This is a genomic window from Allobosea sp. 2KB_26, assembly GCF_052115715.1.
GTDB lineage: Bacteria > Pseudomonadota > Alphaproteobacteria > Rhizobiales > Beijerinckiaceae > Allobosea.
On sequence record NZ_JBFRHE010000001.1, the window covers coordinates 292,470 to 307,689 of the forward strand.

Annotated in this window: 12 protein-coding genes; 5 read left to right on the forward strand and 7 right to left on the reverse strand. The window is 65.8% G+C overall.

The window, feature by feature from the left end; all coding sequences use genetic code 11:
• The first annotated feature begins 9 nt into the window (after window positions 1–9).
• Both AB4099_RS01480 and AB4099_RS01485 read left to right on the forward strand, forming a co-directional pair.
• Window positions 10–999 carry an AraC family transcriptional regulator gene (locus tag AB4099_RS01480; RefSeq protein WP_441476783.1) on the forward strand — a complete coding sequence of 330 codons (990 nt, stop codon included), beginning with the start codon at window positions 10–12 and terminating at the stop codon, window positions 997–999.
• 171 nt (window positions 1,000–1,170) lie between these two features.
• Entirely contained in the window at window positions 1,171–1,449 is a 279-nt protein-coding gene (locus AB4099_RS01485) for a hypothetical protein (RefSeq protein ID WP_162768077.1), read from the forward strand.
• Between the two features lie 89 nt (window positions 1,450–1,538).
• Here the strand turns inward: AB4099_RS01485 and ligA are convergent, their stop codons facing one another.
• Window positions 1,539–3,686 (reverse strand): NAD-dependent DNA ligase LigA, encoded by a 2,148-nt coding sequence (gene ligA, locus AB4099_RS01490; RefSeq protein ID WP_441476784.1) that lies wholly within the window; start codon window positions 3,684–3,686, stop codon window positions 1,539–1,541.
• Window positions 3,687–3,913: 227 nt separating this feature from the next.
• On the opposite strand from ligA, the gene AB4099_RS01495 reads away from it, so the two are divergent.
• From AB4099_RS01495 to AB4099_RS01505, 3 genes are all read left to right on the forward strand, one after another.
• Window positions 3,914–4,714: a DUF2189 domain-containing protein gene (locus AB4099_RS01495; RefSeq protein WP_441477651.1), complete on the forward strand. Its 801-nt coding sequence runs from the start codon at window positions 3,914–3,916 to the stop codon at window positions 4,712–4,714.
• A 149-nt stretch (window positions 4,715–4,863) separates the two neighbouring features.
• The gene (locus AB4099_RS01500; protein ID WP_441476785.1) at window positions 4,864–5,169 is read left to right on the forward strand and encodes a hypothetical protein; all 306 of its coding nucleotides are present in this window, start codon (window positions 4,864–4,866) and stop codon (window positions 5,167–5,169) included.
• 133 nt (window positions 5,170–5,302) lie between these two features.
• Window positions 5,303–5,482 carry a hypothetical protein gene (locus AB4099_RS01505; RefSeq protein WP_162768060.1) on the forward strand — a complete coding sequence of 60 codons (180 nt, stop codon included), beginning with the start codon at window positions 5,303–5,305 and terminating at the stop codon, window positions 5,480–5,482.
• A gap of 276 nt (window positions 5,483–5,758) precedes the next feature.
• On the opposite strand, the gene AB4099_RS01510 is transcribed toward AB4099_RS01505, so the two are convergent.
• From AB4099_RS01510 to ftsA, 6 genes are all read right to left on the reverse strand, one after another.
• Window positions 5,759–7,843 (reverse strand): DEAD/DEAH box helicase, encoded by a 2,085-nt coding sequence (locus AB4099_RS01510; RefSeq protein ID WP_441476786.1) that lies wholly within the window; start codon window positions 7,841–7,843, stop codon window positions 5,759–5,761.
• A 157-nt stretch (window positions 7,844–8,000) separates the two neighbouring features.
• Complete coding sequence (gene recN / locus AB4099_RS01515; protein ID WP_441476787.1) at window positions 8,001–9,701, reverse strand: DNA repair protein RecN; 1,701 nt, start codon at window positions 9,699–9,701, stop codon at window positions 8,001–8,003.
• A 66-nt stretch (window positions 9,702–9,767) separates the two neighbouring features.
• A complete protein-coding gene (locus tag AB4099_RS01520) occupies window positions 9,768–10,670 on the reverse strand; it encodes an outer membrane protein assembly factor BamD (RefSeq protein WP_441477652.1) in 903 nt (300 codons plus the stop codon).
• A 174-nt stretch (window positions 10,671–10,844) separates the two neighbouring features.
• Window positions 10,845–11,789, reverse strand: coding sequence for a UDP-3-O-acyl-N-acetylglucosamine deacetylase (gene lpxC / locus AB4099_RS01525; protein ID WP_441476788.1), 945 nt, complete (start codon window positions 11,787–11,789; stop codon window positions 10,845–10,847).
• A 309-nt stretch (window positions 11,790–12,098) separates the two neighbouring features.
• Window positions 12,099–13,799 carry a cell division protein FtsZ gene (ftsZ, locus tag AB4099_RS01530; protein WP_113513763.1) on the reverse strand — a complete coding sequence of 567 codons (1,701 nt, stop codon included), beginning with the start codon at window positions 13,797–13,799 and terminating at the stop codon, window positions 12,099–12,101.
• Window positions 13,800–13,904: 105 nt separating this feature from the next.
• Window positions 13,905–15,197 (reverse strand): cell division protein FtsA, encoded by a 1,293-nt coding sequence (gene ftsA, locus AB4099_RS01535; protein ID WP_069879824.1) that lies wholly within the window; start codon window positions 15,195–15,197, stop codon window positions 13,905–13,907.
• Window positions 15,198–15,220 lie beyond the last annotated feature (23 nt).

Genomic DNA, 15,220 nt, shown 5'->3' on the forward strand with positions numbered 1-15,220 from the left:
CAGAATTCCATGACCGATCCGCTGACAGAAATGCTCCGTGGCCTGCGGCTGGAGGGCGTCGACTATGCTCGCTTCCAGATGACCGCCCCGTGGGGCCTGCTCTTTCCGGCCCAGCAGGCGGCGCGCTTCCATTTCGTCGCCGAACGCGGCTGCTGGCTCCGGACGCCGGAGAATGACTGGGTCCGTCTCGAGCAGGGCGATGCGGTTCTGCTGCCGCGCGGCGCCGAGCATGCTTTGGCGAGCGCGCCCGGCGCCTGCACCAAGCCGCTCGGACAATGCCAGCTCCAGACCGTCTGCGGCGACATCGCCGAAGCGCGCGGCGGCGGCGACGGCGAACAGACGATGTTCTTTAGCGGCAGCATGAACTTCAACGTCGATGGCCAGCACCCGCTGTTGCGGATGATGCCCGAACTGATGCGGATGCACGAACTTGCCGCCAACGAGCCCGGCATCCCGCCCCTGCTCACGACCATGGCCTGCGAGCTTGCGCTGGACCGCGTCGGCGCCGGCAGCATCCTCACCCGCTTGGCCGACGTCGTCGCCGCTGCGCTGATCCGCTCCTGGGTCGAACGGGGTTGCGGTGATTCGACCGGCTGGGTCGCCGCGGCGCGCGATCCCGATATCGGGCGGGTCCTGGCCGCGATCCATCTCCGTCCGAGCGAGGACTGGACCGTCGAGGCGCTTGCCCGGGTCATGCACGCCTCGCGCTCCGCCTTCGCCGAGCGCTTCGCCAGCGTCGTTGGCGAGACGCCGGCCCGTTACGTCGTGCAGGTCAGGATGCATCAGGCCCGGCAATGGCTCGTCCGCGACCGGATGAAGATCGCCATTGTCGCGCGCCGGCTCGGCTATGAATCGGAGGCCGCCTTCAGCCGCGCCTTCAAGCGCGTCATCGGTGCCCCGCCAAGCCACTTCCGAGCGGCGGAAACGGACGGGTTGCCGGCCTTCGACGGCGATTCGCGGCCGGGCTCGGCGCCGCCGCAGCAGTTCGGCGGCACGTAACGCAAGCCTCTGTGAGTTTGGGTTAGGGCCTGGCGCACGCCGGGCCTCGCCGTCACTCTCGATCGCCGCGATGAAATGGGTGCGGAATCGGCAAGACGGCCGGAACTATGTGCCGAGGAAGCGGTTTTCCCTTCGACCGCCGAGTGCCCGCTGGGCGGCGCTGTGATCCGAATGGACACCATGATCATGACAACCAGATCTCTCGCTTTCGCCGGCGCAATGGCTCTCACGATTTTCGCTTTACCTCTGACAGCGAGCGCTCAGGGCGTCCCGCGTGGTGCTGCCCAAGGCGCCGATATCGGCAACAGAGCGGCCGGAGCGGTCGGCGGCGTTGCAGGAGCGGTCGTTGGCGGAGTCGCCGGAGGCGTGGTTGGCGGTGTAAAGGGCGTCGTCGGCATTCCGCAGAACACCGGTACCCAAAACAGTCATCGCCACCAACATCGCCGCTGATCGCCTTAGCTCGTATCCCGTTTAGACAGTCTCGTCACGGCGGGAGCGCCGCGACGAAACAAGCCGATGGCAAGCGGCTTCAAGCAGCTTCAGGTGCGCACGAGGGTAAACCAGCCGGCCTCGTCGATCACCTTGACCCCGTGCTTCGCGGCGTCCTTGAGCTTCGAACCAGCTCCGGGTCCGGCGACCAGCAGGTCGGTCTTCGACGAGACCGAACCCGCGACCTTGGCGCCGAGCCGCTCGGCCATGGCCTTGGCCTCGTCACGGGTCATCTGCTCCAGCGCGCCGGTAAAGACGACGATCTTGCCGGCAACCGGACTTGTCGAAGCGACCGCCTCCAGCGGCTGCGGCGTTACCTGGGCCAGAAGCCGGTCGAGCGTTTCCTGATTATGGGCCTCGGCGAAGAACTCGACCAGCGCCTCGACGACGGTCGGCCCAATGCCGTCGATGGCATCGAGCGCCTGCCGCTCGTGGGATTGCGGGTCAGCAGTGGTAGCAGCCTCGCGCAGGGCCTCGAACGATCCGTAATGTCGTGCCAGCAGCCGTGCCGTGGTTTCGCCGATATGGCGGATGCCGAGGCCGAAGACGAAGCGGTTGAGCGGCGGCCTGCGCCGATCCTCGATCGCATCGAACAGCTTCCTCACGCTTTGCGCGCCGAAGCCTTCCTTGTCCTTCAGCTTCTTCAGGTTGGCAGCGTCGCGGGCCGCCAGTGTATAAATGTCGGCGGGTTCCCGTACCGGCAGGTCTGGATCGGTGTGGAAAAACTCGATCTGCTTGTCGCCGAGCCCGTCGATATCGAGCGCGTCGCGCGAGACGAAATGCTTCAGGCGCTCGACCGCCTGAGCCGAGCAGATGAGCCCCCCGGTGCAGCGGCGGACAGCATCTTCCTTGCCCGTGCGCGGGTTGATTTCGCGCGTCGCATGGCTGCCGCAGACCGGGCACAGCGTCGGGAAGACATAGGGCTGCGAATCCCGCGGCCGCTTGGCCAGATCAACGGATTCGACGCGCGGGATCACGTCGCCGGCCCGCTTCACAGTCACCGTGTCGCCGACACGGATATCGGCGCCGTCGCGGATCGGCTGGCCCTTGGAATCGAAGCCCCGGATGTAATCCTCGTTGTGCAGGGTGGCATTGGTAACGACGACACCACCCACTGTGACCGGGCGCAGCCGCGCAACCGGGCTGAGCGCGCCGGTGCGCCCGACCTGGATGTCGATCGCCTCGAGAAGGGTGGTCGCCAGTTCCGCCGGGAATTTATGCGCGATCGCCCAACGCGGCGCACGCGCGACGAAGCCGAGCCGGGTCTGGAGCGCGAGATCGTCGACCTTGTAGACCACGCCATCGATATCGTAGCCCAGCGTCGCACGCTCGGCCTCGATCGCGCGGTAATGCGCCAGGAGTTCGCTGACACGCTCGCAGCGGCGCATCAGCGGGTTGGTCTTGAAGCCCCAGCGCCGGAAGGCTTCGACCACGCCGAACTGTGTCGCAGCTGGCAGGCCCGACATCTCGCCCCAGGCATAGGCAAAGAAACGCAGCGGTCGCGCGGCGGTTATCGAGACGTCGAGCTGGCGCAGCGATCCGGCTGCAGCATTGCGCGGATTGGCGAATTCGCGCTCGCCCTTCTCGCGCTGGCGATTATTGATGGCCGCAAAATCAGCATGGCCGAGATAGACCTCGCCGCGGACTTCCGCGACCTCCGGCACATCGTCCCCGACGAGCGCGTGCGGGATCTCCGAGATGGTGCGGGCATTGAGCGTGACATCCTCACCCTCTTCTCCGTCGCCACGCGTGGCCGCGGAGACGAGTTCGCCCTTCTCATATCGCAGCGACAGCGAGAGCCCGTCGATCTTGGGTTCGGCCGTGATTGCGAGCTCGGCATCGTCCTTGCGCCCGAGGAAGCTGCGGATACGCACGGCGAAGTCCGCGACGTCCTCATCCGAGAACGCATTGGCGAGCGAGAGCATCGGCACGCGGTGGCGGATCTTGGCGAATTTCGAGGACGGCCTGGCGCCAACCTTGTCGCTGAGCGCCTCGGCGCCCTTCAGCTCTGGAAAAGCGCCCTCAAGGGCGACCAGCCGCCGACGCTTCGCGTCATAGACGGAATCGTCGAGGATCGGCGCATCCTCCTGGAAATAGGCACGATCGGCTGCGGCGATCTCGGCGGCCAGCAGTTTGTGCTCGGCGCGCGCCTGGCGAGGCGTGAGGTCTTCGACGGGTAAGGGTTCGGCTTCGCTCATGACCATTGTCTTAGGCGAGTTGCTGGAGTCGAGAAAGACCATCGCCAGTTCGCGTCTCACCATCGTGTTCGCATGGGCTTGCGACAAATTCCGTCATCAGGCGTATAATGACGGCGCTGGAATTGGATGCTCGACGCCTTCGGCGACTTGACCCAAGGATCGCGTCAGGACCGCCATTGCGCACCGGGCCAGAACCGGGAGGACTGCCGATGGCCAATCTCGACAGCATGATCTCCAATGCTGACCGCAAGACGAATGCGCCTGCCAAGCCTGTCATTGAGCCACGCGTGCGCACCATTACCACGGCCGATCTGCGCGACGCGCTCTGGCGCGGCTATGAGGACTTCATGGCCCAGCCGAGCCACCTCGTCTTCATCGCGCTGATCTATCCGATCGCGGGCGTCGTCATCGCTCAGCTCACCGTGAGCTATAACATCTTCCCCTTGCTGTTCCCGCTGCTGTCGGGCTTTGCCCTGCTCGGCCCATTCGCCGCTATCGGCCTCTACGAGATCAGTCGACGCCGGGAACGCGGCATGAACTCCTCATGGGCGCATGCCTTCGCGATCCTGAAATCCCGCTCGATCGGGACGATCCTTGCGCTCGGAGCCTTGCTGACCGGACTCTTCATCGCCTGGCTGCTCTCCGCCTGGCTGCTCTATCGCTGGCTTCTTGGCGGCATGCCCGTGACATCGATCAGCGGCTTCATCAGTGAGGTGCTGACGACACCAAACGGCTGGACCATGATCATCGTCGGCAACGCGCTCGGCGCGCTCTTCGCGATTACCGCCTTTTCGATGACCGTGATCTCCTTCCCGCTGGTGCTCGACAAGCATGTCGATGTCGCGACGGCGATCCGCACCTCGGTTTCCGCGGTCGAAGCCAATCCGCGCGTCATGATGATCTGGGGCCTGATGGTCACCGGCCTGCTCATCCTCGGCTGCCTGCCGGTGCTGGTCGGTCTCGTCCTGGTCATGCCGATCCTCGGCCATGCTACCTGGCATCTCTATCGTAAGGTCGTCGAGAAATAGTCCATCTCGTGCAACCGGGCCGGTTCGGCCCGGTTGCACCGAGCCCATTAAAAAATCTCCCGCAGCTTTGAACCTGACTCGCGGCTTCCGCGACCAAAGGTCATGAGGCTGCATCCCGCGGCCTCGCACAAAGCCAAGGGAGAGATTTCATGACCGCCCGCACGATCCTCACCGGCCTTGCCACCGCCTTCGTTCTTGGCACCGGTTCCCTCATTGGCGGCTCGCTGGCCACCGCCACCTCCGCGCAAGCCGCGCCTGGCTGGCACGGCCCTGGCCATCACGGCCATTTTGGCCACGGTTTTCATCATCCCCGCCCCTGGGGCTGGGGCCGCCCAGGTTGGGGATACAGGCCGGTCTACGCCAGCGCCTATTACGGCGGCTGCTACAAGGTGTTCCGCCGTGGTTTCGTTCCCGGCGTCGGCCCGGTCGTTCGCCCGGTCACCATCTGCCGCTAGACGCACATGAATTCGTCTGAAGAGGGTGTCGGAGCGATCCGGCTCCCTCTCGACGTACCGGGTGGCGATATCGTTCAGCAGCCCAGCCCACACGACCTTCGGGGTTCCCTCGCGCCTGCCCGCAGCCAACTCCGTGTGGGAACCTTTGCTCGCCGCACTGGTTCAGTTCTCGTCACAGCAGAATGGTGACGCTGAATCACGCGGGCGCCAGCAGCCCGATCCAAGCCGGGGGCTTCTCATGAACAACATCATTTACATCGTCGGCCTCGTCGTCGTGGTCCTCGCCATCCTGTCCTTCCTGGGCCTGCGCTGATCCCGGGCTGTGCCTGAGGGAATCCGATGGGGACGCCTTATCGGGGGCCCCGGCATTTGACCGGCGCCGGCCCGCCACCATCCCGAGCCGCACCCTTCGCTCGCGAGGTCGGCTTATGCGCCGTCCCGGCCGCAGAAATGGCCCAGAACGCGCTGCCAGCACCTGCTCATGAGGGACTGCATCACCGAAACAGGAAACGCCCCCTCCCAGTCTGGGAGGGGGCGTTTCTGAATAATCTCAAGCCCTGTCGCCAGCGCCGATGAAAGACCGGGTCGATCAGCGATCGTCCCGACGCGGCTTCTTGCTCTTGAACGGCTTGCCGGCAGGCTTGCCGCGCTCACCACCCGCAAATCCGGCGTCGGGCTTGCCATGGCCGAAGCTCTTCCCGCCATGGCTGGGCTTGCCGGAAAAGGGCTTGGCGCCAGCAAAGGGCTTGCCCTTGGCGAAGGGCTTGTCCGCGGGACCGGTCTTCTTGTCGAAGGGCCGCTCGCTAGGCCGCAGCACGGCGTTCTCGTCATAAACCGGGTCGCGATCGCGCCGGACGGGATCATAAGGCTTGCCGCCATGCGCCTTGGCGCCGAAGGGCTTGCCCTTGCCTTCGTAAGGCTTCTTCTTGCCGGGGAATGGCGCGCTCGCCCGTTCATCCTCGGCGCGCAGCGCACGCGTATGGCTTGCCTTTTCGGCAAAGGGCTTGGCCGGGCGGCGCTCGGCTTCCCCAGTCACGGGCTCGATCAGGATCTTGTCCCGGTCGGTCGCGCTCGCCAGTGACGCGAAGCGCTCCGCGACATCCGCATCGATCTCGACCTTGGTTTCCGTGTCGAAGATGCGGATGGCGCCGACCTCGTCACGGGTGATCTTGCCGCGGCGGCAGAGCATCGGCAGCAGCTGCCTGGGATCGGCGCCGTCACGGCGGCCGATGTTCAGGCGGAACCAAACCGTATCGCCACGCGGCCCGGCCTTGTGAGGCCTCTCGCCTTGCTCGCGGTCACGCTCGCGCGGGCGGGCGTAATCCTCGGTGCTGCGCACCGGCCTGCGCTCTTCGCGCCCGAAACCGGGATCACCAACTTCCTCTGCGGCCGGCAGGCGCGAACGATAGACCCTGACCAGGGCGGCCGCGATTTCCTGCGCCGAGCGACCGGCGAGGAGGGCCTCGACCATGCCGACATCATCTTCGCTCACCTCGCCGGTCAGCAGCGGATCCTGCAGCAGCCGCTCCTGATCGAGCGCGCGGATTTCCTCCTGCGTCGGCGCACCGGCCCAGACGGCCTCGACCTTGGCCTCGGAGAGCAGCATATCGGCCTTGCGGCGCCGAGACGGCGGCACCAGCAGCACGCTGGTGCCCTTCTTACCCGCTCGGCCCGTCCGGCCGCTGCGGTGCTGCATGACCTCCGGGTCGTTCGGGAGCTCGGCATGAATGACCAATGTCAGGCCCGGCAGGTCGATGCCGCGCGCAGCCACGTCGGTCGCGACGCAGACGCGAGCACGCCCGTCGCGCAGCGCCTGCAGCGCCGAATTGCGTTCGCTCTGGCTGAGTTCGCCTGAGAGCGCCACAGCCGAAAAGCCGCGCTCCAGCAGGATCGCCTCGAGATGGCGGACCGCGTTGCGGGTATTGCAGAAGACCAGCGCGCAGGGCGAATCGTGGAAGCGCAGCAGATTGACGACAGCGAGCTCGGCTTCCTTCGGGAAGACACGGATCGCACGATACTCGATGTCGGCATGCCCGGTAGCGGAACCGGCCACCTCGATGCGCAGAGCATCACGCTGATAGCTCCTCGCAAGCGCGATGATCGCCTTGGGCAACGTCGCGGAGAAGAGCAGGCTGCGGCGCTCCGCCGGAGTCGTCTTTAGGATGAATTCGAGATCGTCGCGGAAACCGAGATCGAGCATCTCGTCGGCCTCGTCGAGGACGACGGCCCGGAGCGCCGAGACATCGAGCCTGTGCCGCTCGATATGGTCGCGCAACCGGCCGGGCGTGCCGACGACGATATGCGCTCCCTCGTCCAGCAAGGCGGCCTCGCGGCGCGGATCCATGCCGCCGACACAGGAGATCACCCGGGCGCCGGCATGCTTGTAGAGCCAGGCGAGTTCGCGCTGGACCTGCAATGCCAGTTCGCGCGTCGGCGCGATGATCAGCGCCAGGGGCTGCCCGGCACGGCCCAGGACCTCGGCGCCATCCAGCAGGGTCTCGCCGATGGCAAGCCCATAGGCGACGGTCTTGCCGGAGCCCGTCTGCGACGAGACCAGAAGGTCGCGTCCGGCGGCCGCTTCTTCCAGAACGGCGTTCTGGACGGGCGTCGGATCATTGTAGTTGCGTTCGGCGAGCGCACGCGCGAGCGGCGGGCTCGTGGGAAGGAATGCCATCGTTAATCGGCCTTGAGTTCATGCGCGCGGCGTGATGCGGCGCGGGAGATCGTGAGGCAGGCATCGCGGCGCGTGAAACGCAGCCATAACACCATAAGCCAGTCTGTGCCGCTCTTAGAGCAGAATTCGCAGAAAGGGAATGCGGATCACGCTGGGGTCAGGCTCGCGCCGCCGCGCCATGCAGGCCAGCAGCATCGAGCAGACGGGCGGCGGCGGCCCTCGCCTCCTCGGTGATGCTCGCACCGGCAAGCATGCGAGCAATCTCCTCGCGCCGTGTTCGATCCTCGAGCGGCGTCACGCGCGTCACCGTGCGAGAGGCCACGTCGTTGTCCAGCGCCGATTTGGCGATCAGGAAATGCCGGCCGGCCTTGGCCGCGACCTGCGGCGCATGCGTCACCGAGATGACCTGCACCTGTCGTGCCAGACGCGCCAGTCGCTCTCCGATCGCATCCGCGACCGCACCTCCGACTCCACTATCGATTTCGTCGAAAACCAGTGTCGGCGCCGAACCGCGCTCGGCAAGCACGACCTTCAGGGCGAGCATGAAGCGCGAAAGCTCGCCCCCGGACGCGACCTTCATCATCGGGCCAGGCCGGGTGCCGGGATTGGTCTCGACCCAGAATTCGACGCGATCAAACCCTTCCGGGCCCCGCGCATCCTCGTCACGACCGATATGAGTGATAAAGCGCGCGCGCTCCAGCTTCAGCGGCGGCAGTTCTGCCTTGACGGCATTGTCGAGACGCAGCGCGGCCTCGCCGCGGGCAACCGAGAGTGCCCGCGCCTTGGCAAGATAATCGGTTTCCGCCCGAGCGAGCTCCGCTTCGAGCCGGGACAAAGAGCCCTCGCTCTCGTCGAGTTCGGCAAGGTCGGCACTCATCCTGGCCGCAAGATCGGCGAGCGCTTCGACCGGAACGTCGAACTTTCGGCCCGCTGCTCGTAGGGCGAACAGCCGCTCCTCGACCCGTTCCTGCTCGCGGGGATCGTACTCCGCCGCACGCATCGCCACCGTGAGCGCTTCGCCCGCCTCTTCCAGCGCCACGATCGCCGTATTGAGCGCTGCCATCGAGGGATCGACGAGCTCTGGTGCCTGCGCGGCCCGCCGCTCCAGCCGGCGAAGCACCGCCGCAAGAGCGGGAATAGCAGAAGCCTGGCCACCGACCGCCTCATAGGCATCGGTAAGATCCCGCGCCACCTTCTCCGCCTGCATCATGCCCTGGCGTCGGTTGGCGAGTGCATCTTCCTCGCCCGGCTCCGGCGCAAGCTTGCCAAGTTCGGCCACCGCGTGGCGCAGGAAATCGGCCTCCTTGCGTGCGGCCTCGACACGAATGCGCTGCGCCTGCAGGGCCTGCCGCGCGCGCTTCAGCACATCGCTGGCCGTTGCCGTGATCTCGGCCTGTCCTTCGAGGCCGGCAAACCCGTCGAGGATGGCGCGGTGCTGAGCCGCATCGGTCAGGGCCCGGTCATCATGCTGGCCGTGGATCTCGACGATCGTGCTACCGATCAGCCGCAGGATCTGGACGCTGACCGGCTGGTCATTGACGAAGGCGCGCGTCCGTCCATCGGCATATTGCACCCGCCGCAGGATCAGATCGCCATCGGTGTCGATCTCCTGGGCCTGCGCCAGCTTACGAGCCGGATGGGCGAGCGGCAGATCGAAGACGGCACTGACCTGGCCCTGCGCCTCGCCATGGCGCACGAGGCCGCCGTCACCGCGACCACCGAGCGCCAGCGCAAAGCCGTCAAGCAGGATCGACTTGCCGGCACCGGTCTCACCGGTCAGCACGCTCAGCCCGGCGCCGAACGCCAGATCGAGCCGGTCGATCAGGACGATGTCACGGATCGAAAGCTGCGCCAGCATGACGCTCAGCGAGTGTTTGAAGGGAGTGGCATGCGGTCCGTCACCCGACCATGCACCTGCCCGGCCTCAGCGTACGAGGCCGACGACCGAGCGGGTGAAGCCGTTGAACAACCGACTGATATAGGAGCCGCGATCCTCGCGGGGCTCGAGGCCGCCACTCTGAAGCAGGGTATAGGCGTCCTTGTACCAGGGGCTGTCGGGGAAGTTATGCCCGAGCACGGCAGCGGCAGTCTGCGCCTCATTGGTGATGCCCATCGCCATATAGGCCTCGGTCAGGCGCATCAGCGCCTCCTCGACATGGCGGGTGGTCTGATACTTGGTGATGACGTCGCGGAAGCGGTTCACGGCACCGGTATAGTTGCGCTTCTCGAGATAGTAGCGGCCGACATTCATCTCCTTGCCGGCGAGCTGATCGCGCGCAACCAGCATCTTCTCGCGGGTGTCGATCACATATTCGGACTTCGGATAGCGATCGAGCAGTTCCTGCATCGCGGCAAGCGCGCGCTCGGTGCGCTCCTGGTCGCGCGTCGCGTCCGGGATCTGATTGTAATAGGACATCGCCATGATGTACTGCGCGTAGGCGGCATCCGGGCTGGCGGGGTTCTGCGCCAGGAAGCGCTTGGACGCCGTGATCGCGTCCTCCCATTTGGCCGCCTGAAAATTCGTATAGGCAACCATGATCAGGCCCTTCTTCGCGTAGGGCGAGAATGGTGCCTGCTTGTCGATCTCTTCGAACTTCTTGACCGCGCCTTCGCTGTCACCGTTCTGAGCGCGAGACAGCCCCTCATTATAGAGCTTGTCGGCCGGCACATCCGCGACGATTTCCGGCTTGTAGACTTCGGGCTTGTCGAACGGATTGAGCGACGACATCGTATCGCAGCCGCCGAGCAGCAAGGCGGCGCCGAGCGTCAGGGCAACGCCCATCCGCACCGGTCGGGCGCTTTGGGAAGTCGGGTTATTCAGCCGCATGACGCTCACGTCGTCCGTCCTTTTTCGCTCGTCACCGCAAGATGGCGAAGGATGCCTTTACCTCAGACGCAGCGCTCACGCTACCGGGGAAGGCAGGTTACGAACATGCGGGGCCCATGCTGCATTCGACAAAAAACGGGCGAATGCAAGGCGCGCCCTAAACTGTTCGAAAGCTCAGTGCAGATCGGGCGCGAAAGCCGCGGGGGCCGCAACGGCCATCTGCACGGCACGATGCGCATAAACCGGCTCGGCCTCGACGATCGCGTAATTCGCACGATCCGCGAACAAGGCTTCCAGAACGGTCACATTCATGCGGTGACCACCGCAATAGGAACGAAACTCGCCGAGAATCGGATAGCCGGCCAGCGCAAGATCGCCGACGGCGTCCAGCACCTTGTGGCGAACGAACTCGTCGGCGTAGCGCAGGCCTTCGGGGTTGACCACTTTGTCGTCGCCGATCGCGACGGTGTTGTCGAGCGAGGCGCCGAGCGCGAAGCCCGCCTTCCAGAGCTGCTCGACTTCGCGCATGAAACCGAAGGTGCGGGCGCGCGAAATCTCGCGGGCATAGGCGACCGGCTCGAGGTCGAAGATCTTGCGCTGACGGCCGATCGCAGGGGTGTCGAAATCGATCTCGACATCGAGGCGGAAACCGCTGTCGAGCGGCGCGAGCTCGGCGAAGCCGCGCCCCTTCTCGACGCGCACCGGCTGCAGGACCTTGAGATAACGGCGGTTCGCACCAAGCGTAACGATGCCGGCGTCTTCGATCGCCGTGACGAACTCCGCAGCGCTGCCGTCCATGATCGGCATCTCGGGGCCGTCGATCTCGATCAGGACGTTGTCGAGCCCAAGGCCGGCGCAAGCCGACATCAGGTGCTCGATGGTCGCGACGGAGGCGGCACCGCGATCGCCGATCACGGTGCAGAGCTCGGCGGCGCTCACCTTGTTGTAGCGAGCATGGATGAGGTGCGAAGGGCCGCCCTCGGACTCCTTGCGGAGGAAGACGATGCCGGAGTTCGCGTTGGACGGCTTGAGGCAGATTCCGGCGGGAGCTCCGGAATGAACACCGATTCCCTTCAAGGACACGGGAGCGCGGAGTGTGGTCTGCCGATCAAAATTCATTCCGGTATCCAATCTCGAACGCTAACGATCTCGGCGCACAACGCTACGGGCTGCCTGACGGTCGTTTGCGGTCCTTCAGTTGGGCGGCGCCTGGCGGTTGCCGGTGCCGTCATCCCCCTTTGGGGCAAGCGCAACATACGCCTTAGGTGGATGCCGACAAAATCACGCTTTCTTTCGCTCTGTAACAAGCGAACTCAATCAGAAAAAAATAACCATCCCATTGAAGTATATGGTTTTTCAAACGTAAACAGAGCCCGAAGCGAGGGTTCGCTCCGGGCTCTGTTACAACTGTCGCAGTGGCTGCGGCGCTCAGTTCGCCTGGCGGCGCAGGAACGCAGGAATCTCCAGCTGATCCTCTTCGCTGCTGCGATTCGGCGCAGCACGGCCAAGCTGATCGAGCTGGCCCTGGGCCGGGCGCGAGGCCGGGGCAGCCGGACGACGCATATACTCGGCATGGGCAGCGCTCGGCGCCGGAGCGGCAGGCTGCATCGGCGGAGGTGCGTGGCGCACTGGGGCCTGCGGCTGGGCTTCGTCCTCATCCTTGCGGCCGAAACCAACCGAGGCGAGGCGCTGCATCAGCGACATGCGCTTCTGGTCGGCTTGGGCCGGAGGCTGCGGCACCGACTGCGCGCCGCGGCTCGCGGCGATCTGGTTCTGCGCCGGCATCGGCAAGTCCTCGATCCGGGGCATCCGCGTCGGGCGGACAACCGCACGCTCAGGAGCCGGCGCGATGAAGCTGTCCTCGTGCCGCATCACCGGCTCTTCATGCATCATCGGCAGGCTCACGGGAGCAGCCGCGATCACCGGACGCGGCTGCACCGGCTCGATGCGGATGTCTTCGGCAACGCTCGGCTGCACCGGGGCCGCCTGGCGCACGGTCTCGACATTCACAGGCGCACGCATCTCCAGCATCGGCTCGGCATGAACCGGAGCCGCGGCGCGCGGTGCGGCGGCCGTGTTGCGCAGGCGCGCTTCCGCCTTCAGACGCTCGGCAACCTGGGCGATACGGGCTTCGGTATCATCCATTTCGGCCTGGGTGCTGATCGGCTTGTCGATGCCGGTCGCCACGACGGAGACGCGCACGACGCCCTCGAGCGATTCGTCGAACGTCGCGCCGACGATGATGTTGGCCTCGGAATCAACCTCCTCGCGGATGCGGGTGGCCGCTTCGTCGACCTCGTAGAGCTTCATGTCGCGCCCGCCCGTGATCGAGATCAGCAGGCCACGCGCGCCCTTCATCGAGACATCATCGAGCAGCGGATTGTTGATCGCAGCCTGGGCCGCGGTCAGCGCACGCTTCTCGCCCTGCGCCTCGCCGGTGCCCATCATCGCCTTGCCCATGCCGCGCATCACGGCGCGAACGTCGGCGAAGTCGAGATTGATCAGGCCGGGGCGGACCATCAGGTCGGTGATGCAGGCCACGCCGGAATAGAGCACCTGGTCAGCCATGCCGAAGGCATCGGCGAAGCCGGTGGTCTCGTTGGCGACGCGGAACAGGTTCTGGTTCGGGATGACGATCAGCGTATCGACCGCCTCGTTGAGCTCCGAGATGCCAGCCTCCGCCATGCGCATGCGGCGATGGCCCTCGAACTGGAACGGCTTCGTGACGACGCCGACGGTCAGTATACCCATGTCGCGGGCGACGCGGGCGATCGCGGGGGCTGCACCGGTGCCGGTGCCGCCGCCCATGCCGGCGGTGATGAAGACCATATGCGCACCGGCAAGGTGATCACGGATCTCGTCGATCACCTCTTCTGCCGCCGCACGCCCGACTTCCGGCTGCGAGCCGGCGCCGAGGCCTTCGGTGACCTGCAGGCCCATCTGCACGATGCGCGAAGCACGCGAGAGCGCCAGAGCCTGCGCATCGGTATTGGCAACGACGAAATCGACCCCATCGAGGCCGGCTTCGATCATGTTGTTGACCGCGTTGCCGCCGGCTCCGCCGACACCGAACACGGTGATCCGGGGCTTTAGCTCCCGGATGTCAGGGGCTTGCAGATTCATCGCCATGGTTGCCTCTTTCGATTTCTTGTCCGGCGCCTGGCGGGAGCCGTCCCGATTGCTACGATTTTACTCTTGGGTCGGAACGGCGCCGCGCCGCCCGGCCCGATACCCTTAGAAACTGTCTTTCAGCCAACGCCCGACACGCGAGAAATACCCGTCCGTCCCCGTCGCGAAGTAAGCGCCGCTCGCGCGAGGCTCGAAATGTTCGACATGAGCGACCTGCGGGTAGACCAGCAGGCCGACCGCGGTCGCAAAGGCTGGTCCCTTGCCAGCCTCCGGCAAGCCCTTGATCCCGAGCGGCCGGCCGGTGCGGACCTGGCCGCCGAGCAGCCGGCGCGCCGTCTCCGGCAGACCGGTCAACTGGCAGGCGCCGCCCGTCAGCACGACGCGGCGGCCGGCCTGGGCAGAAAAGCCGGCAGCGTTGAGCCGGTCACGCACGAGCTCGAGGATTTCCTCGACCCGCGGCTTGATGATGCGGATCAGATGCGATTTCGCCAGATGGTTCGGGGTGTCGCGCTCGTCGTCATCAACCTGCGGCACCGAGATCATGTCGCGTTCGTCAGAAGCGCTGGAGATCGCCGAGCCGTGCAGCGTCTTCAGCCGCTCGGCGGCCGAGACACGGGTCGACAACCCTCGCGCCACGTCCATGGTGATGTGATTGCCACCCACCGCAATGGCGTCGGCATGGACCAGATGGCCGCCCGAGAAGACACCGAGGCTCGTGGTGCCGCCGCCCAGGTCGACGACGACGACGCCCATTTCGGCCTCGTCATCGACGAGAACGGAGAGACCGGAAGCATAGGGAGACGCGACGACCGCCTCGACCTCGAGATGGCAACGCTCGACCGCCAGCATGACGTTGCGGGCAGCAGCCGCCTCGCTGGCGACGACATGCATGTCGACCGAGAGCTTGCCGCCGACGAGGCCGCGCGGATCGAGCACGCCCGGCACGCCGTCAAGTGCGTATCCGGTGGGCAATGCGTGCATCACCGCCTTGCCGGGCTTGATCGCATGCGTCGCGGCGACCGCGAGAACCCGCTTCACATCGGAATCGCTGACCGAGCCGCTGCGCAGGTCGACGCTGGCGGCATAATGCTGCGAGCCGATGCGGCCCCCCGTCAGGTTGACGATGACGGACTGGACCTCGACCTTGGCCATGCGCTCGGCCGCATCGACCGCCGCCCGGATCGCGCGCTCGGCGTTTTCGAGATCGATGATGGCGCCGCCCTTCACACCGAGCGAACGCTGATGGCCGATGCCGATGATGCGCGCGACATGGGTACGCCCGCGCAACCGTTCGTTCGCCTCGGCCGGATTCAGCTCGGCGATCAGGCAGACCACCTTGCTGGTGCCCACGTCCAGAATCGACAAGGTCGCGCTCTTGCGCGACGAAAGCGGACGCATCCGTGGTGTCAGGCCCTGAGAGG

What these genes read in the sequence shown, in the direction of transcription:
- recN (WP_441476787.1), bottom strand. Translation starts at nt 9,701, where the DNA reads ATGCTGGCGCAGCTTTCGATCCGTGACATCGTCCTGATCGACCGGCTC.
- ftsZ (WP_113513763.1), bottom strand. Translation starts at nt 13,799, where the DNA reads ATGGCGATGAATCTGCAAGCCCCTGACATCCGGGAGCTAAAGCCCCGG.
- AB4099_RS01510 (WP_441476786.1), bottom strand. Translation starts at nt 7,843, where the DNA reads ATGGCATTCCTTCCCACGAGCCCGCCGCTCGCGCGTGCGCTCGCCGAA.
- lpxC (WP_441476788.1), bottom strand. Translation starts at nt 11,789, where the DNA reads ATGAATTTTGATCGGCAGACCACACTCCGCGCTCCCGTGTCCTTGAAG.
- ftsA (WP_069879824.1), bottom strand. Translation starts at nt 15,197, where the DNA reads ATGCGTCCGCTTTCGTCGCGCAAGAGCGCGACCTTGTCGATTCTGGAC.
- ligA (WP_441476784.1), bottom strand. Translation starts at nt 3,686, where the DNA reads ATGAGCGAAGCCGAACCCTTACCCGTCGAAGACCTCACGCCTCGCCAG.
- AB4099_RS01500 (WP_441476785.1), top strand. Translation starts at nt 4,864, where the DNA reads ATGACCGCCCGCACGATCCTCACCGGCCTTGCCACCGCCTTCGTTCTT.
- AB4099_RS01495 (WP_441477651.1), top strand. Translation starts at nt 3,914, where the DNA reads ATGATCTCCAATGCTGACCGCAAGACGAATGCGCCTGCCAAGCCTGTC.
- AB4099_RS01485 (WP_162768077.1), top strand. Translation starts at nt 1,171, where the DNA reads ATGGACACCATGATCATGACAACCAGATCTCTCGCTTTCGCCGGCGCA.
- AB4099_RS01520 (WP_441477652.1), bottom strand. Translation starts at nt 10,670, where the DNA reads ATGCGGCTGAATAACCCGACTTCCCAAAGCGCCCGACCGGTGCGGATG.
- AB4099_RS01480 (WP_441476783.1), top strand. Translation starts at nt 10, where the DNA reads ATGACCGATCCGCTGACAGAAATGCTCCGTGGCCTGCGGCTGGAGGGC.